This window comes from Acidisoma cellulosilyticum (genome assembly GCF_020621385.1).
GTDB classification, from domain to species: Bacteria; Pseudomonadota; Alphaproteobacteria; order Acetobacterales; family Acetobacteraceae; genus Acidisoma; species Acidisoma cellulosilyticum.
Map to the genome: position 1 here is coordinate 340,009 of NZ_JAESVA010000004.1, position 17,943 is coordinate 357,951.

Sequence of the window (17,943 nt, forward strand, 5' to 3'; positions counted from 1 at the left end):
GAATTTCTATTGGCTTATGTTGAAAATCAACATATGTTCCCGTCAAAGAGAATGCTCGACGATACGAGCCGATTGGGGGGTCAATGTACGGGATTGGCATAGGGGCGCTTGCCCCAACCGCGCGCCGCGTGTTGACGCTGTCATGAGTGCGAAACTCGCCTATCACACCAATTGCTGGGGACCATTGGGTGGTCATCCGGTCGGTGTCACCTCCGTCAAGGATCTTTTCTACCAGACCTTTGGTGATATGAACCTTGCCTTCGCCGAAATCGCGGCGGCGGGATATCAGGCGGTCGAGATGTTCGACGGCAATCTGGTCGATTATGCTGGCGAGATGGGCAGGTTCCGGGGCTTGTTGTCGGATCATGGCTTGCAGCTGCTTGCGATCTATAGCGGCGGCAACTTCATTTATCCGGATATCCTGGAAGAAGAGTTCTGGCGGATCGAAAAGGCCGCGGGTTCGGCGGCTGAGGCAGGGGCGACGCATTTCGTTATTGGCGGCGGCGCTAAACGTGCCGGCGGTGTCCGCCCGGGCGACTATGCGCGTTTGGGAGACGCGCTGGATCGCGCGGCGGAGATTGCGGAGAAGCACGGGCTTTCGGCCCATTACCATCCGCATCTGACGACGATGGCGGAGACGCCGGAGGACATCCGCGAGGTCTTCGCGCATACGCGGATCGGCTTCTGTCCGGATACCGCGCATCTCGCGGCGGCCGGCGGCGATCCTGCGGCGCTGATCGCCGAACATTTCGACCGCGTGACCTATGTTCATCTGAAAGGCTGGCAGCGCAAGCCTTTCGCCTTCACGCCTCTCGATCGCGGCGATCTTGATCTCCGCCCGACATTGGATTTGCTGCGCGACAAGGGTTTCGACGGCTGGATCGCGGTCGAACTCGACGCCTGGGCCGATCCGGCGGCAGGGGCGAGCGCCAGCATGGCCTGGTTGAAAGACAATGGTCTGGGCGGCAGCGCCGTTTAGACGAAACACGTCTCTGTTGAGAAGAGGACCGACCCATGCAGCGTCTTAATGTCGGCATGATTGGTGGTGGTTTCATGGGCAAGGCACATGCCTTGGCCTATGCGGCGATGCCGATGTTCTTCTGGCCGGCGCGGGCTATTCCCGTGCGGCATACGATCGCCGATGTCAGCGACGAACTGGCGTCGGACGCTGCGGCCCGACTGGGGTTCGCGCGTGGCGTCGCCGATTGGCGCGCGGTCATCGATGATCCGGATATCCATATCATCGATATCGTAACGCCGAACAACAGCCATCCCGAGATTGCCATAGCGGCGGCGCAGGCCGGAAAACATGTGATCTGCGAAAAACCCCTGGCGCGCACCGCTGCCGAAGCCAAGACGATGCTGGATGCAGTCGAAGCGGCCGGGGTGACGCATATGGTGGCCTTCAACTACCGCCACACGCCGGCGGTCGCACTTGCGCAGAAAATCATCGCGGAAGGGCGGATCGGCACGATCCGGAATTTCCGGGGCACTTATCTGCAGGACTGGTCGGCGGATCCGAACAGCCCGCTATCCTGGCGGTTTCAAAAAAAGATCGCCGGCTCCGGCGCTGTCGGTGACATAGCAACCCATGTCATCGACATGGCGCGCTATCTAGTGGGCGAGATCGCAGCGGTCAACGCCCTGACGCGGACCTATGTGACCGAACGGCCGGTGCAAAACAGCGCGACCGACAAGCTGGGTGCCGCGACAAGGTTGAGCGGCGTGCCCACCGCGCCTGTCGATGTCGATGATGAGGTGATGACGCTGCTGCGGTTTGAAAACGGCGCCGTCGGGTCCTTGGAAGCCACGCGCAACGCTTTCGGCCGCAACAATTACCTTACCTTCGAGATCCATGGCAGCACCGGATCGATCCTGTTCAACTATGAACGCCGCGATGAACTGCAAGTGATGTTCGCCGATGATCCCGCTGACCAGCGCGGTTTTCGCACCATCTATACGGGCCCCGCGCATCCTTATGGGGAGGGGCTTTGGCCTATCCCGGCGCTCGGCATCGGCTATGGTGAGACGAAGATCATCGAATGCCATCTCTTCATCAGCGCGATTGTCGAGGGCCGACAGCCTTCGCCCAATTTCCGCGACGGCTACATCAATGAAGTGGTCGCCGACGCAATTCTGCATTCGGCGGAGCAGAGCGGCTGGGTCGATATTACCGTCTGACATACGGGCAAAAAAAGAGGAGAAAACATCCCATGATCGCGTCCCGGAGACAAATTCTCGGCACCGCTGGCCTGGCCACAGCGGGGCTTCTACTACCCAGGTCGCCTGTCTGGGCCGCGCCTGATCCAACGGCCGAGCTGGCATCCATCGGCAATCACGTGATGAGCACGGGGCCGAACGGTGAGCAGCCTTCGCCGGCGAGTTCCGTTTCGCTCAGCAGCGACGAGATCGCGAAAATCCGCGCCATGAAGGCAACGGCCGCGATCGTCATGCATTACAGCGGCAATGACTGGTCGCGGGCGCAGATCGCCGGGCTGAAGGAAGGTTTCAGCAAGCTCGGTATTGATGTCATCGCGGTGACGGATGCGGGCTTCAAGGCCGATCGCCAGGTATCCGATATCGAGACGGTGCTGGCGCAGCACCCCAATATCATCGTCTCGATCCCGACCGACCCTGTCGCGACCGCGGATGCCTATGCAAAGGCCGCCGCCCAGGGCACCAAACTCGTGTTCATGGACAATGTGCCGCACGGCATGACCGCCGGTCATGGCTATGTCAGCGTGGTATCGGCCGATAATTACGGCAATGGTGTCACGGCCGGTCTTTTGATGGCCCAGGCACTGAAGAGCCAAGGCAATGTCGGTCTGGTCTATTTCGCTGCCGACTTCTTCGTCACCAAGCAGCGCTACACGGCCGTGAAAGCGACGCTGGCCAAATTCCCCGGCATCAAGATTGTGGCCGAGCAGGGGATCGGCGGCCCGGACTTCTCGGGCGACGCCGAACAGGCGGCGACCGCGATGTTGACCGCCCATCCGGACCTGAACGGCATCTGGGCGGTGTGGGACGTGCCGGCGGAGGGCGTCATTGCGGCCGCGCGCACCGCCGGCAACAACGATCTGGTAATCACCACCTGCGATCTTGGCGTGAACGTGGCGATTGAGATGGCGTCGAAGGGCTTCGTCAAAGGCCTGGGTGCGCAGCGCCCCTTCGACCAGGGTCTGACCGAAACCCTGCTTGCGGGCTATGGTCTGCTCGGCAAGACCGCGCCTGCCTATGTGGCGCTTCCCGCGCTGCCGGTGACGCGGTCGAACCTGCTGACGGCCTGGACCGAAGTCTATCATACGCCAGCGCCTAAGGATGTCGTGCAGAGTATGTGACGCGAGCCTGACGATAAGGGCTTTGGACAAGGTAAGAATATGACAGCTTCGGTCCAAGGCCCGGATGCCGTTCGCATGACCGGGATCATGAAGTCCTTCGGTGGCATCCGGGCTCTGGATGGGGTGGATCTCTCGGTCGCCCCCGGCTCCATCCACGCTTTGCTGGGCGAGAATGGCGCCGGGAAATCGACCATCCTGAAGATCCTGCGTGGCGTTCAGGTGCCGGATGCGGGGGAGATTCATGTCGCCGGCGTACCGATGACGCAATACACGCCCGAGGCTGCCCGCAATCTCGGGGTTGCGATGATCTTTCAGGAGATGAGCCTTATCCCCACCCTGACCGTCGCGCAAAACATCTTCCTGACGCGCGAGCCGCGCGCCGGCCGTTTCCTGCTCGATGACCGGTCGGCCAACAACCTCGCCAAACTATTGCTGCAGCAGCTTGGCCTCGATATCGATCCGCGCACGCCGACCGACCGCCTCAGCACGGGAGAGAAGCAGATGACGGAGATCGCCAAGGCGATCTCTCAACATGCGCGTGTGCTGATCATGGATGAGCCGACCTCGGCGCTCAGCACCGCCGAAGTCGAACGGCTTTTTGCTTTTCTGCGCGGCATCAAGGACCAGGGCGTCGCCGTTATCTACGTCTCCCATAAAATGGATGAGATCCAGCAGATAGCGGATACCGTGACGATTTTGCGGGACGGGCGGCATATCATCACCAAACCGCTGGCGGAACTGACGCTTGAGAGCATTATCGAGCATATCGTGGGGCGCCGGGTCAATGCTTTCGCCTGGAAGTCGCGGCAGGTGGACCGAAGCCAGGCGCCCTTGATGCAAGTGCGCAACCTGTCGGGCCTGCAAAAGCCCAGCGGCATCTCCTTCGATCTCTATCCCGGCGAAATACTCGGGATTGCCGGTCTGATGGGGGCGGGCCGCAGCGAATTGGCCCGCGCGATCTGCGGCATCGACAAGATGGCGGAAGGTGAGGTGCGTGTTCAGGGTAAGGTGGTGAATACCAGTTCGCCGCGTGCTGCCATCAGGGCCGGAATCGCGCTCATTCCCGAAGATCGGCGGACGCAGGGGCTCATTCTTGAACACAGCGTGCTCAGCAATCTCAGCCTCCCCACGATCGATTCCTTGTCCTCGGCCGGGTTTGTGGATGATCGCCGCGCGAAGACGGTCGCCGAAGGCCTGGTGTCGCGGCTACGCGTCAAACTCGGCTCGCTCACGTCACCCGTCCGGCTTCTGTCCGGCGGCAATCAGCAGAAGGTCGTGCTCGGCAAATGGCTGGCGGCGGATCCCATCATACTGATCCTGGACGAGCCGACGGCGGGCGTGGATATCGGCAGCAAGGCTGAGATCGTCGAGCTGATCCGCTCGCTAGCCGATGCCGGCAGAGCGATCATCATGATCTCGTCTGAACTGGCGGAATTGCTGTCGGTCAGCGACCGCATTTTGGTGATGCATGGCGGTCGGATCACGCGCGACATCAGCCGCGATGAAATCGATGGCTGGGCAGAGAATGACGCGAATGCCGTCGATCGCATTTCGCAGATGGAGCACGGCCTGCAACTGGCCATTCAGGGAGGGCAAGGTCTTGTCTGATACGCGGATCAATATATCGGCCGGCGCCAAAGCCCGGCCTCGCTCGGCTCTTCTGCAGAATTGGCGCCAGCACGTCGTCTATGCCGGCTTCGTCATCATCTTCATTTTCTTTGCGGTGACGCTGCAGGATCGTGGCTTTCTGCACGCGAACAACCTGCTGAACATCGCACGCCAGACGGCCATGGTGTCCGTCATGGCGGTGACGATGACCTTTGTTTTGTCCGCCGGCGAGATCGATCTCTCGGTCGGTTCCATCGCGGGCCTCGCGTCCGTCGTGACCGCAATGGGCGTCGGCAGTTTCGGGGTGATCGGCGGCATCGTCGGCGGCCTTGGCACCGGCCTGGTCATGGGCCTCATCAACGGATTACTGACGACGACGATCGGCATTCCGTCCTTTCTGGTGACGCTGGCCATGATGGGTGTGGCGAGCGGCTCGGCGATGTGGATCAGCAATACCGCTGCCGTGCCGATCATCGATCGCGCCTATAATTTCTCCTTCGGTTCCGGGAATATCGGGCCGGTCCCGACCTTGCTGATCTGGATGGCGGTTTTCGCGGTCATAGGTCATGTCGTCCTGCGGCGCACCAGTTTCGGCCGCAAGGTCCTGGCGACAGGCGGCAGTGAGGCGGCGGCGCGCTACAGTGGCGTCGATACGCGAAGCATCAAGCTTCGGGTGATGATGCTTTCCGCTCTGGCGGCGGCGGTGGCGGGGATGCTGTATGCGGGCCGGCTGCATTCCGGCCGCTTCCAACTCGGCGAAGGCGATGAGCTATCGGTCATCGCGGCGGCCGTTCTTGGCGGCACCAGCCTATTCGGCGGCAGGGGCACCGTCATCGGGTCTATCGTGGGGGCCCTCATGATCGGTCTGATCAATAACGGCCTGATCTTGATGGGGCTGGAATACAGCCAGCAGCTCGTGGCCCGCGGCATCATCATCATTCTGGCCGTGGCCGTGGCCGGGCGTAATCGCTGATCCTTGTGTCGAGGGGCCAGGATGCTCAAGGTCTCACGATAAGGCTAGCCGGAGGGGCTAGGAACGGCAGGATCCGTCTGCCGAAGCCTTGGTGACGGCGAAGGGACTATGCTAGCCTCTTCAAAACAGTTTGGGGAACGACGGCACACGCGCTTCACTTTGGGGAGACAGCGCGATGGATCAGCTTAGCCGGACCAGTTCAGCCCTGATCGAGCGTGAAGGGGTCTATGACTTTGATGCCATGCTCGACGAGATCGACAGCATTCGGTCCGTGGGCGATTTGGAGGCGCATCTGACGGGCCTGTCACAGCGACTGGGCTTTACCTATTTCTCCTATGTCCTCGCCGATCGCCGCCATCTTGATGGCGAGGCCTCCGGCCAGCCCATGTTCCTCACCAGCTATCCCAGCAAGTGGCGCAACCGATACCGCCGCCAGGACTATCACACCGTCGATACGGTGGTGACGCGCGGTCAGCTGGAGCGGAAGCCCTTCTTCTGGGGTGACAAGCCTTATCTGCGCGAGCTTTCCGGCCATCGTCGGAGGCTGTTCGATGAGGCAAGGGATTTCGGCATCCAAAGCGGCTTCACGGTGCCGATCCATGGTCCACTCGGCGAATGCAGTCTGTTTTCGGTCTCGACCTCGGGCCCGATGGCGGAGCTGGAGACGGCCGTGAAGCGGTGCCGTTATTTTCTGCAGATCCTGGGGCCGAAAATCCACGCGGCCGCGATGGAAAACCTGGTCGATGACGGCGATCGTCAGGCCATACGGCTGACGGACCATGAGCGCATCTGTCTGAGCTGGACGGTGCAAGGCAAGACGGCTTGGGAGATTGCCCAGATCATCGGCCGCAGCAAGCCGACGGTCGAGTATCACTTGCAGAAGGCCATCAAGAAACTGGGCGCCACCAATAAGCTGCATGCGGCCTTCCGGGCCGTCCGGCTGGGGCTGATGTAGCTGAGGGCGAGCGGCCTTCACCAAGGCCTGCTGCCGCCAAAACTATCATCTTTGATAGGGGCGCGGAAATGCGCGCCGGTTATCCTGCCGGGACAAGGTGACCGGACTGCCCGAATGGCACCGGCGCGTTTCTTTGGGGGTATCAGCATGCGCTTGGCCATCCCGTTCCGACATTCCAGGTCAGACCTCCTCAGCCGCGCCTTGCTGTCGCTCGGCCTGGTTGCCTGCAGCCTGCCGCTGCACAAGGCTTTCGCCGATGACAAGCTGGTCAAGATCGGCATCCTCGCCCAGATCACCGGCAAGTCGAGCGCTGACGGGCAGGAATCGGTGCGCGGCGCGCAGATGGCGATCGATGAGGTCAATGCTGCCGGCGGTATCGACGGCTATAAGTTCAAGCTTGTCGTCGGCGACGTGAAGGACGGCTCGGCCGGTGATGTGACAAGCACGGTCGATCGGCTGCTGGGTGATGACGCTATTCAGTTCATGCTCACCGGCTATGCCAGCCTGACCAATTTCGAGCTGGATATGATGGCCGATGCCGACATGCCCTATATGCTGTCGGCGACCGCGACCCAAACCCGCGCGATCATTGCGCCCAATCCCAGCAAATACGCCTGCTGCTGGTCGCTGTCCCCGTCCTTTGATTCCTACGGAACCGACGTGACCAAACTGGCCGACAAGCTGCAGGCCGAAGGTAAGGTGAAGTTCGCGAGCAAGAAGGTCGCGATCATCTCCTCCGACAATGCCTATTCCAAGACCATTTCCGAGGCGATGAAGAAGACCTTCAAGGCGGACGGCTGGACCATTACGGTCGACGAAATGGTGCCTTTCGGTGAGGTGGATGATTGGCGGCCGATCCTGGCCAAGGTCCGGCAGGACCCTCCGGCGGTCGTCATCAATGCCGATTACCTGCCCAATAATTCGGCGACCTTTTTGAAGCAGTTCCTGGAACAGCCGACCAATAGTCTGCTGTTTCTGCAATATGCACCGAGCGTGCCGGAATTCGTGACCTTGACCGGCAAGGCGTCCACCGGCGTCGTCTATGATCTGCTGGGCGGTGTTTTGACCACGCCGAAATTGCCGCTCTCGGCCGAGCTGCTGGCCAAGTTCAAACAGAAATACGGTGTCGAGTCCGGCACCTATGGCATCGCCCTCTATGAGGAGATGCAGGTCTATTTCGCGGCGCTGCGCAAGGTGGGTGACCCGACCAATCACGGCGCGATCGAGGCCGCCATCGGCGCCACCGATATGCCGACGGCCGAAGGTCATCTGCAATTCGATCCGAAGACGCATCTCGCGGTGCAGGACGACAGCCATTACCCGATCACCTTCTTCCAGATCTGGGACGGGAAGCGGATCATGATCTCGCCCGCGCAATACGCGACCGGCGACTTTCAGCTACCGCCCTGGATGAAGCCCTGATCCGGCGCTGATATGAGCATTCTGGAGGTTGTGGGCGTCAGTAAGCTTTTCGGTGCGTTGCGCGCTGTCGATGACGTCTCCTTCACGGTGGAGGCGGGGGAGATCTTCGGCATCGCCGGCCCCAACGGCAGCGGCAAAAGCACGCTGTTCAATACCATCTCCGGCATTCCCTTCGGGCCGGACGAAGGGCGCGTCGTCTTTCAGGGCCAGGATCTCAGCCGACTGAAGGGCCATGTCATCGCCCGCATGGGTCTGGCCCGGACCTTTCAGCGTGAGACCGCCTTCGACACGCTGTCGGTCTTCGAGAATGCGCTGATGGGCGCCAGCTACGGCCGTGCCGCGCGTGGGGCAGGGGCGGCGGAGGTCACCGAGGCATTGCAGTTCGTCGGCTTCGATAAGGCGATGTTCCGGCGACCGGCGGCCGAGCTATCCGTCTATGACCGCAAATGCCTGATGCTGGCGACGGCGCTGGCCATGTCGCCGCGCATTCTACTGCTCGACGAACCGGCTTCCGGCCTCACGAAACCGGAGATCGAGGATTCCATCACGCTCATCCGCCGGATTGCCGGGCGCGGTATCACCATCCTGCTCATCGAACATGTGCTGACCATGCTGCTGACGCTGTCGCAGCGGCTGATGGTGCTCAACCAGGGGCGTATGCTGATACTCGGCGAACCGGAGGAGGTGGTCCGGAACCCCGAGGTTATCCGCGCCTATCTGGGTGACCGGAGACGTGCCGCGTGAGCACCTTGCTGGAAATCCGCGGGATCGAGACCGGCTATGGCCGTATCAAGATCCTGCACGATGTCACCTTGGACAATGCCTCCGGCAATATCGGACTGTTCGGCCCCAATGGGCATGGCAAGACGACCTTGCTGCGCTGTGTCTCCGGCCTGCTGCGGGCCTGGCACGGTGAAATCCGCTTCGACGGTCAGGTCATCACCAATCTGCCGCCGCGCCGTATTGTGGAGCGCGGCCTTATCCACGTCTCCCAAGGCAATCGGTTGTTTCCGGACCTCACGATCCGCGAGACGCTGCGCCTTGGCGCCTTTCCGCGCCGCGCGCGGGCGCAGGAGGCGCAGAATATCGAGCGTGTCGCGGCCCTGTTCCCGAAGCTGCGGGAACGGTGGAGCCAGCGCGTGCGCACCTTGTCGGGTGGCGAGCGGCAGATGGTCTCGATCGCCGTCGCCTTGATGAGCGAACCGCGTCTGCTGATTCTGGATGAGCCGACACTCGGCCTGGCACCGCGCATCAAGGACGAGCTTTGCGACGCCATCAAGCTGATTTCGCAGGCGGGCGTGAAATTGGTGGTGGTGGAGCAGGACGTGGAATTCCTGCTCGACCTTGCCGACCACCTTTATCTCATCAATCACGGCGAGGTGGCGGCCGAGGTTCGGCCCGGCGACAGCATGAACCACGAGGCGATCATGGAGATGTATTTCGGCCGCCAGACGAGTGCGCTGACATGAGCACCATTGTCGATATCGTCATGAGCGGTCTGTTCCAGGGGTCGCTTTATGCCATGATCGCGGTCGGGCTGGCGCTGGTCTGGACGACGATCGGCGTCTTCAACTTCGCCCATGGCGTGCTGATGACGGTCGGCGCCTATATCGCCTGGCAACTCGCATCCTCCGACGCGCTCGGCCTGCCGATCTTCATCGCACTCCCCATCGCGCTGCTGGCCTCGGCGGCGATCGGCTTGTTGATGCAGGCGGCGATCGTGCGGCCCTTCATCGGCCGGCCTGATGTCGTGCTGCTGGCTGTCATCACAACCCTGGCAGCGGCGTCGATCTTCGAGAACGGTACTCTGCTGATATGGGGGCCGCGGCCGATGCAATTGCCGCCGCTGGCGGCCGGAACGGTGAAGATCATGGGTATCGGCATTTCCGCCCATCAGCTCATCATCATTCTCGTGACGCCGGTTATCCTGGCCGCGCTCTGGTTCTTTCTCACGCGCATGCGGCTGGGTCTGGCGTTGCGGGCGGTGGCACAGAATGAGGACGCCTGCCATCTGGTCGGGCTGAATGTCGCGGCCCTGTATGGCCTCGCCTTCGGGCTGGCCGCGGCCCTCGCGGGGCTCGCCGGCATATTCCTTGGCGGGTTCACCTTCATGTCGCCGACCATGGGCAGCGAGCCGCTGTCCAAGGCCCTGGTCGTCGTCATCTTCGGCGGCCTCGGCACCATCGCGGGTCCGATCTTCGCCGCCTATATCATCGCTTTCTTCGAGGCCATCAGCATCTATTTCATCGGCTTCTACTGGACGCCGGCGCTGCTGTTCGCCGTGCTCATCCTGACCTTGATGCTAAAGCCGGAGGGCCTGTTCTCGCGCCGCTCGCGGAGCCTGGCATGAGCATGGGTGTGGGCATCGGGCGCCGGGAAATCACCGGTATGGTCGTGGGTGCCGTGGTGCTCGCCTTGCTGCCGATGGTGGTGCAGGACAGCTATTATCGGCATCTGCTGATCATGGTCTTCATCTACGGCATCGTGGCTTCGAGCTGGGATCTTAGCCTCGGCTATGCCGGCATCTTCAATTTCGGCCATATGGCTTTGTTCGGCATCGGCCTTTACACCTACGGTCTTGCCACGACATTGCTGGGAATAAGCCCCTGGATCGCGCTTCTGGCAGGGGGCGTTCTGGCGGCTTTGGCGGCCGCGCTGATTTCCCTGCCCATCCTGCGCCTCAAAGGGATCTATGTTGTGCTGGTCACCTTCGCCTTCGGGCAGCTGGTGGTGCAGCTCATCATCAGCCAGTCCGATTATACCGGCGGCAATCAGGGATTGGTGCGCATCCCGTCCTTCCATATCCCTGGCCATAATCTGATGCGGGACCACAAGCTCGGCTTTTACTATATCGCGCTCATCCTGCTCTGCTGCAGCACGGTCTTTCTGCGCCTGATGGTGCGGTCCCGCCTGGGTCTCGCCATCCGGGCGCTGCGCGATAACGAGGAATATGCGACCAGCCGCGGCATCTCTATCTCCCGCCAGAGACTGATCACCATGGCCGGCAGCGCGGTCTTCACCGGCCTCGCCGGGGCCTTCTACGGTGCCTATTTCCGCAATGCCTCGACCGATGTCTTCGGGGCCAGCCTGACGACGCTGCTGCTCAGCATGGTGCTGCTGGGCGGCATTTCGACCATCTACGGATCGCTGCTCGCTGCCCTGCTGCTCACCATCTTCTCGGAAATGATCGCGGGGCTGGGCGCCTGGCGCCCCATCGTCATCGGCGTGCTGATCATCCTCGTGATGCTCGCCTATCCCGGCGGTCTCTATGGCGCCATCGCGGCAGCCGCGCGGGCGCTGCGGCGATTGGGCCGAAGGCAGGCATCGCCATGAACGAGCTTGAGATCCTGGCACGACTGGTCAGCTTCGACACTACCAGCCGCAACAGCAATCTGCCGCTGATCGATTTCATCCGCGACTATCTGCTGGGTCTGGGCATCGCGTCTGTCATCATTCCTGACGCGACCGGCACCAAGGCCAACCTGTTTGCGACCATCGGCCCTGCGGACCAGCCCGGCATCCTGCTCAGTGGCCACACCGATGTCGTGCCGGTCGATGGCCAAAGCTGGCGCAGCGATCCCTTTGAACTGACACGCGACGGCGACCGCGTCTTTGGCCGAGGTGTCGCCGACATGAAGGGGTTTCTGGCCTGCGCCCTGGCGATGGTCCCGCAGTTCCAGACCGTGGGCTTGCGCCGTCCCATTCATCTGGCGTTTTCTTATGATGAGGAAGTGGGCTGCTACGGCGTGCCCGGTATTCTCGCCCATATGCAAGCCCAAGGTCTGCAGCCCCAGATCGCTTTCGTCGGCGAGCCGAGTTTGATGAAGATCGTCACCGGGCATAAGGGTAGTTGCGGCCTGCGGACAAGCGTGCAGGGGCTTGCCTATCACTCCTCCCGCACCGATCTGGGTGTCAACGCTATCTTCCACGCGGCGGAACTGTTGGCCTGGCTGCAGCGGCGCGCGACGATGCTGGCCGGGGACGCGGCCGAACAGGCGCCCTTCGACCCGCCCTACAGCACTATCGGGGTCGGCGTGATTCGCGGCGGCATCGCGCGCAATACCGTTGCCGATCTTTGCAGCTTCGACTGGGACATCCGCGCGACACGCCCCAGACTGGTCGGGGAGATTGTCGGCGCATTGGAGCGTTTTGCTCAGGAAACCGTTTTGCCGGTGATGCGCCGAGGCCATGCCGGCAGCGCGATTGTGACGGAAATCGCTTACGATGTGCCGCCGCTTTTGCCGCAAAGCGACAGTCCGGCCGAGCAACTGGGCAAGCTTCTGGCACAGCGCAATGATACCGCGACCGTCGCCTATGGATCGGAGGCCGGGTTCTTTCAGGGCGTCGGAATTTCGACCACCATCTGCGGACCCGGAAGCATCGACCAGGCGCATGCGGCCGATGAATGGATTTCGGTCGATCAATTGCGATCCTGCATGGGCTTTCTCGGCAGGTTGGACGCCTATGCGCGTGGAGGTTGACCATGGCTGACGCAGAAGCCGATGCGGTTCGTGCGATCGTCGCCGAGGTCGACAGGGAGGCAGCCTTCCTGATCGATCTGACGCAAAGCCTGGTGCGCATCCCGACCGTCAATCCGAAATTCGAAACCGACCCGGCGCTCAACCGTGAAGCCGAACTGCAGCAGCATCTTCGCGGCATACTCGACGATATCGGCATGAGCACCGAAAGCTACGACGTCTTTCCCGGACGGCCGAACCTGACCGGCCGTTTTGCGGGAAGCGAAGACCGCAGCTTGATCCTGTGCGGCCATGTCGATGTCGTGCCGGCGGGTGAGCGCGCGCAATGGTCCGTCGATCCCTTTGGCGCCGAAATCCATAACGGCCGGATTTATGGGCGCGGGTCGATGGATATGAAGGCCGGGGTGGCAGCGACCTTGGCCGTCGCGCGCGCGGTGCATCGGCTCGGCCTGACGCTCGAAGGCGCGCTGTCCATCCATGCCGTGGTGGACGAGGAAGCAGGCGGTTTCGGCGCCATGGATCTGGTGCGGCGTGGTGCGCGCGCTGCCGGCCTGATCGTGACCGAACCGACGGATGAGACGGTGCAGCCGGCGGAGGGCGGGCTGGAATGGGTGCGGGTGACGATCCCCGGCCGCAATGGCCATTCCGCCTGGCGCTATAACGAAATTTTTCCGCAGAGAGTATCGCCCGACCGTCTGACGCCGGCCGTGAACGCCATCGACATTGCCGCGCGTTTCCTGACCGCTGTACGGGATCTGGAGCGGGACTGGACAACACGCAAGCCCGCCCACCCGCTTCTGCCCCCGGGCGTCAATACCATCAGCCCCGGCGTGATGATGGCCGGATCCTCCCTGGGCCAGAACGGCCTGCCGCAGATCCTCACCAACCCGGCCATCATTCCCGATGTCGCCGTCATCGACTTCGATATCAAGTTTCTGCCGAATGAGACATCGGCGCAGGTCCGCCGCGAATTCGAGGCTTTCGTTCTGGCCTTCTCGCAGCAGGACAGTTGGCTGCGCGACCATCCGATCAGGGTGCAATGGGAACTGGGTGGGCTGCATTTTCCGCCGCTGAATACGCCGACCGATCACCCGCTGGTACAGACGCTGGTGCGGCATCGCGCGGAGCGCGCCATGGCGACGGAGGTCAAGGGCTTCGTCGCGGTCTGCGACGCCGCGCATTACGCGGGCGCCGGCATACCCGGCGTTATTCATGGCCCGATCGGCGCCGGGCTGCACGGCGTCGATGAATATGTCGATATCGCTTCGCTGATCTCGGTTGCACGTACGCTGGCCGCGACCGCCGTGACATGGTGCGGCATCAAATAAGGGAGTGAAAGCATGACCGAGCGCCTGTACAGCGGCCCGATCATCGACGCGCATCACCATCTTTGGGACCTCACCATGGGCCGCCATAAATGGCTGATGCCGAGCGGTGGGGAGGTGGAAGCCCTGGGTGGGCTTGATGCGCTGAGGACGAACTATCTGGTCGAGGATTTTCGGGCCGATAGCGCGCGGCAGAGAGTGGTCGGCAGCGTTCATATCGAAGCGCTTTGGGATCGGGACGATCTGGTCGGCGAGACAAGGTGGCTGGAGACCTTGGACAAGAGCGACAATATCGCTTCCCGCTATATCGCCAATGCGGGCCTTGGCACGCCCGGCGCGGCGGCCGTGCTGGAGGAACAGGCGTCTTTCCCGCGCGTAGTCGGCGTCCGGGAAATCCTGAGCTGGCACCCCGATCCCAAGCGGAGTTTTGCGACAAGGTCGGATATTGCGGAGGATCCGGCCTGGCGGGCCGATCTCGCCTTGCTGCCGCAACACGGTCTCATCTTCGAACTGATGATGTACCCCTATCAGGCTGCCATGGTTTCTGACCTGGCGCGCCGTTATCCGCAGCTCCAATTTGTCGTGAACCATTGCGGCAGTCCGATCGACCGTGACGCGGACGGCATGCAGCGCTGGCGAGACGGGCTTGTGACGATATCCCAGCATGAGAATGTCGCGCTTAAGATTTCCAATATGGCGGCCTATGACAAGGACCGGACTGAGGACAGCCTGCGGGCCGTCGCGATGCATTGTCTGGATTGTTTCGGGGTGGCAAGAACGATGCTGGCGACAGACTATCCGGTCGCCAGGCTGCAGATGACCTATGACGCCATCTACGAGAATTTCAAGCAGATCTTCGCGCCCCTGTCGCAGGACGAGCAATCGGCTCTGTTTCATGACAATGCGGCCCGCATGTATCGCTTTGACGAGGCCGTTTAGAGCAGATCCCGATCAGATGATTCTATCTGACTGTGATCTGCTCTAGAGCGTTTCCTGTTCGCTTACGCTCACAGACGCCGCTCTAGTTTATTGTTTTTGCGAGCATCTTTACCCGGCAGATGATTCCATCTGACCGGGATCTGCTCTAGGCGGCAAAGGGAGACAAGGACCGTTTCAGAAACTGCCCGTCGCCCTTCTCGCCGGTGATACGCCCATCCTCGGCAACGACCTTACCGCGAAGCAGCGTCATGACCGGCCAACCGACGACCGCCATGCCCTCATAAGGCGTGTAATCCGCGCCATGATGCATGAGGGATTGGCTGATGACTTCTCTCCGCGACGGATCCCACAAGACTATGTCGGCGTCGAAACCCGGGCCGATGGAGCCTTTCTGGGGGTAAAGCCCATACATCTTCGCATGATTGGTCGATGTAAGGGCAACAAACTCGTTCACGGAAATCCGCCCCTCGACGACGCCCTTCGAGTAAAGGATCTGCAGTCTTGTCTCGACCCCCGGTATGCCGTTGGGCACCCAGCGAAACGAGGTACGAGCCTTGGGGTTTAGTTTTCCCTCTGACCCTTCATAATAAAAAGGGCAATGGTCGGAAGAGAAGGTCTGAAAAACGCCGGTCTGGATGCCGCTCCAGATCGCATCCCAGCTCTGTTCGTCGCGCGGCGGAGGCGAACAGATATATTTTCCGCCGCTCTCGTCCATATTCAGGCCTTTGAGATCGTCGGCTGTCAACGCGACATATTGCGGGCAGGTCTCGGCATAGATCTTAAGACCTTTATTCTGGGCCCAGCGGATTTGCTCCATCGGTTCGCGTCCGGACACATGAACCACCATGATCGGGACATCGGTCAGTTCCGCATGGCTGATCGCTCTATGCGTCGCTTCGCGCTCGACACTCTCGGGCCGAGACAAGGCGTGGTAATAGGGGGCGGTCTTGCCAGCGGATTCCAGTCGTTCCGTCATGAATTTTATCGCGTCATAGCCCTCGCAATGCACCATCACCAGCGCCTTGCAATCCCGCGCGCAACTGAAGACGTCCAGCAACTGGCGGTCATTCAGAACGAGATCGTCATAGGTCATAAAGACTTTGAAGGAGGTGTAACCGTCATCGACGAGGGCGGGCAATTCCTGTGAAAGAACCGAAGCCGTCGGGTCTGAGATAATAAGATGGAAACCATAATCGCAAAAGGACTGACCATCGGCCTCCCGATGATAGTCCGTCACGGCATGACGCAAAGATGTGCCACGTGGCTGCAAGGCGAAGGGTATGACCGTCGTGGTGCCCCCGGCTATTGCCGACCTTGTGCCGGTCTCGAACCCATCCGCCATGGCCGGGCCGCCAAAGGCGGGTTGCGCGAGATGGACATGGCTGTCTATTCCGCCGGGCATCACCAATAGACCGCTGGCATCGATCGTTTTAGCGGCCCCGGTCAATTTATCCGATAAGGATACAATTTTCCCGGCCCGAATGCCCACATCCGCCCGCATGGTATCTGTGGCGGTTACAACCGTCCCACCACGAATGATGACATCGAAATCGGTCACTGGCCGTTCTCCCGTACAGTAGCGCTGTCTAAATTAACCAATGTCTGATCAATTTTCGTTATCTCGCAATCATCCGGCTTACCATTCTGCCAGGACTGGACAAGGAACTGCGCCATCGAATCGATTGCTATAATAGGGTGATGCCATATCCCCGCGTCATAGATAATACCTTGCGACGAAGCGAGACGGAAGGCGCGCAAGGTCGAGAGGTCAGGACACCCATCGCTGTCACTGCAACAGGCAACCATGACATGTCCATTTCCAGATAACGGCAGGATCAATTGGGGCGTTTGGGAATGGCGTTCCAGCATATCGATGCTGCGCGGCAGGGATTGTGCTTTCGCTTGATAGATCGACGTAATCAAAGCAAAGCCCGGCTTAGCCTGCTCGGCAGGAAATTTTTCAATATCGCAGCGGAGAGCCGTCCCGTCATTGACGGCAATAGTCGTCTGCCCCATCGTGACGAGCTTCCCAAATGGCGCAACCAGATGCCCTTGATCGGGCTCCAGCGGCTTGGCCAGGAAGCTTAGGGCAACAGGCGCGATCGCCATTATACCATCACGTCGCCGCCATTCGGCGACAGGTTTTGTCCGCAAAAATTCCGGCCGCCGATTTCCGATGCCAGCAGAAGCGCGGTCGGCGCTATTTCCTCAACCTGGCCGAAACGGCCGACCGGCAGTTGCGCGATTTTCATGGCCCGCCATTGGTCGGAGAGACTGGCGAGGACGGCCGTTTCAACCGGACCCGGCGCGATCGCATTGACCATCACATTATGGGGGGCGCCTTCGTAGCTGAGCGCGCGGGTAAAGCCCACGATGCCTGCCTTGGCGGCACAGTAATGCGCCAGGCCTGGAGCACCCTTATACGCAAGTTGTGATGACGTCAGAATGATACGTCCATAGCCACGCTTGACCATATCCTCAAAGAACGCATGTGTAATCAGAAACGTGCCCGTCAGATGAACGCCAATCATGCGATTCCAATCGGCCAGGGTGAGGTCGATAAATGACTTGTCGCCCCCGATCCCGGCGCAATTCACGAGAATATCGACGGCACCCAATTGATCGTCGCACCATGCTTTGGCGGCGGCTACCGATTCCGGGGAAGAGACATCACAATCCGTTGTCGCGACATTGCCACCCTTTGCTTTCAGGCTGGCGACAAGCTCCGACGCCTGTTCCGCGGACTGGAAATGCCCGATCCCGACCTGCGCGCCATTGGCGACAAACAACTCGACGATCGCTCGGCCGATGCCGCTGTTTCCGCCGGTTACGAAAGCCGTGCGGCCCGCGAGAGAAAAGGTTTCCAAGTTTAGGTCCTCATATGGAAGAGTTCGAACCGAATTGT

Annotated in this window: 17 protein-coding genes; 14 read left to right on the forward strand and 3 right to left on the reverse strand. The window is 61.1% G+C overall.

Annotation, left to right across the window (positions count from 1 at the left end; translation table 11 throughout):
- The first annotated feature begins 142 nt into the window (after window positions 1-142).
- The 14 genes from ACELLULO517_RS13860 (at window position 143) to ACELLULO517_RS13925 (ending at window position 15,038) form a co-directional block, all read left to right on the forward strand.
- Window positions 143-979 carry a sugar phosphate isomerase/epimerase family protein gene (locus ACELLULO517_RS13860; protein ID WP_227307996.1) on the forward strand — a complete coding sequence of 279 codons (837 nt, stop codon included), beginning with the start codon at window positions 143-145 and terminating at the stop codon, window positions 977-979.
- A 35-nt stretch (window positions 980-1,014) separates the two neighbouring features.
- On the forward strand, window positions 1,015-2,181 hold the full coding sequence (locus ACELLULO517_RS13865) for a levoglucosan dehydrogenase (RefSeq protein WP_227307997.1): 1,167 nt from the start codon (window positions 1,015-1,017) through the stop codon (window positions 2,179-2,181).
- Between the two features lie 32 nt (window positions 2,182-2,213).
- Window positions 2,214-3,338, forward strand: coding sequence for a substrate-binding domain-containing protein (locus ACELLULO517_RS13870; protein ID WP_227307998.1), 1,125 nt, complete (start codon window positions 2,214-2,216; stop codon window positions 3,336-3,338).
- A 39-nt stretch (window positions 3,339-3,377) separates the two neighbouring features.
- Window positions 3,378-4,946, forward strand: coding sequence for a sugar ABC transporter ATP-binding protein (locus ACELLULO517_RS13875; RefSeq protein WP_227307999.1), 1,569 nt, complete (start codon window positions 3,378-3,380; stop codon window positions 4,944-4,946).
- On the forward strand, window positions 4,939-5,919 hold the full coding sequence (locus tag ACELLULO517_RS13880; RefSeq protein WP_227308000.1) for an ABC transporter permease: 981 nt from the start codon (window positions 4,939-4,941) through the stop codon (window positions 5,917-5,919). The genes ACELLULO517_RS13875 and ACELLULO517_RS13880 overlap by 8 nt, the downstream gene beginning before the upstream one ends.
- A gap of 175 nt (window positions 5,920-6,094) precedes the next feature.
- A complete protein-coding gene (locus tag ACELLULO517_RS13885) occupies window positions 6,095-6,874 on the forward strand; it encodes a helix-turn-helix transcriptional regulator (RefSeq protein WP_227308001.1) in 780 nt (259 codons plus the stop codon).
- Window positions 6,875-7,021: 147 nt separating this feature from the next.
- Complete coding sequence (locus ACELLULO517_RS13890) at window positions 7,022-8,296, forward strand: ABC transporter substrate-binding protein (RefSeq protein WP_227308002.1); 1,275 nt, start codon at window positions 7,022-7,024, stop codon at window positions 8,294-8,296.
- A gap of 12 nt (window positions 8,297-8,308) precedes the next feature.
- Window positions 8,309-9,040: an ABC transporter ATP-binding protein gene (locus ACELLULO517_RS13895; RefSeq protein ID WP_227308003.1), complete on the forward strand. Its 732-nt coding sequence runs from the start codon at window positions 8,309-8,311 to the stop codon at window positions 9,038-9,040.
- Window positions 9,037-9,765 (forward strand): ABC transporter ATP-binding protein, encoded by a 729-nt coding sequence (locus ACELLULO517_RS13900; protein ID WP_227308004.1) that lies wholly within the window; start codon window positions 9,037-9,039, stop codon window positions 9,763-9,765. The genes ACELLULO517_RS13895 and ACELLULO517_RS13900 overlap by 4 nt, the downstream gene beginning before the upstream one ends.
- Window positions 9,762-10,646, forward strand: a complete 885-nt coding sequence (locus ACELLULO517_RS13905; RefSeq protein ID WP_227308005.1) for a branched-chain amino acid ABC transporter permease — start codon at window positions 9,762-9,764, stop codon at window positions 10,644-10,646. The genes ACELLULO517_RS13900 and ACELLULO517_RS13905 overlap by 4 nt, the downstream gene beginning before the upstream one ends.
- A complete protein-coding gene (locus ACELLULO517_RS13910; protein WP_227308006.1) occupies window positions 10,643-11,629 on the forward strand; it encodes a branched-chain amino acid ABC transporter permease in 987 nt (328 codons plus the stop codon). The genes ACELLULO517_RS13905 and ACELLULO517_RS13910 overlap by 4 nt, the downstream gene beginning before the upstream one ends.
- Complete coding sequence (argE, locus tag ACELLULO517_RS13915; protein WP_227308007.1) at window positions 11,626-12,777, forward strand: acetylornithine deacetylase; 1,152 nt, start codon at window positions 11,626-11,628, stop codon at window positions 12,775-12,777. Before ACELLULO517_RS13910 ends, argE begins: the two co-directional genes overlap by 4 nt.
- A gap of 2 nt (window positions 12,778-12,779) precedes the next feature.
- Window positions 12,780-14,102 carry a M20 family metallopeptidase gene (locus ACELLULO517_RS13920; protein ID WP_227308008.1) on the forward strand — a complete coding sequence of 441 codons (1,323 nt, stop codon included), beginning with the start codon at window positions 12,780-12,782 and terminating at the stop codon, window positions 14,100-14,102.
- Between the two features lie 12 nt (window positions 14,103-14,114).
- Window positions 14,115-15,038 carry an amidohydrolase family protein gene (locus ACELLULO517_RS13925; RefSeq protein WP_227308009.1) on the forward strand — a complete coding sequence of 308 codons (924 nt, stop codon included), beginning with the start codon at window positions 14,115-14,117 and terminating at the stop codon, window positions 15,036-15,038.
- Window positions 15,039-15,183: 145 nt separating this feature from the next.
- Here ACELLULO517_RS13925 and hydA read toward each other — a convergent pair whose 3' ends face one another.
- Genes hydA through ACELLULO517_RS13940 form a run of 3 tightly spaced genes read right to left on the reverse strand, consistent with a single transcriptional unit; the run spans window position 15,184 to window position 17,905 of the window.
- The gene (hydA, locus tag ACELLULO517_RS13930) at window positions 15,184-16,596 is read right to left on the reverse strand and encodes a dihydropyrimidinase (protein ID WP_227308010.1); all 1,413 of its coding nucleotides are present in this window, start codon (window positions 16,594-16,596) and stop codon (window positions 15,184-15,186) included.
- Window positions 16,593-17,147, reverse strand: a complete 555-nt coding sequence (locus tag ACELLULO517_RS13935; RefSeq protein WP_227308011.1) for an ureidoglycolate lyase — start codon at window positions 17,145-17,147, stop codon at window positions 16,593-16,595. The genes hydA and ACELLULO517_RS13935 overlap by 4 nt, the downstream gene beginning before the upstream one ends.
- The gene (locus ACELLULO517_RS13940; RefSeq protein WP_227308012.1) at window positions 17,147-17,905 is read right to left on the reverse strand and encodes an SDR family NAD(P)-dependent oxidoreductase; all 759 of its coding nucleotides are present in this window, start codon (window positions 17,903-17,905) and stop codon (window positions 17,147-17,149) included. The genes ACELLULO517_RS13935 and ACELLULO517_RS13940 overlap by 1 nt, the downstream gene beginning before the upstream one ends.
- Window positions 17,906-17,943 lie beyond the last annotated feature (38 nt).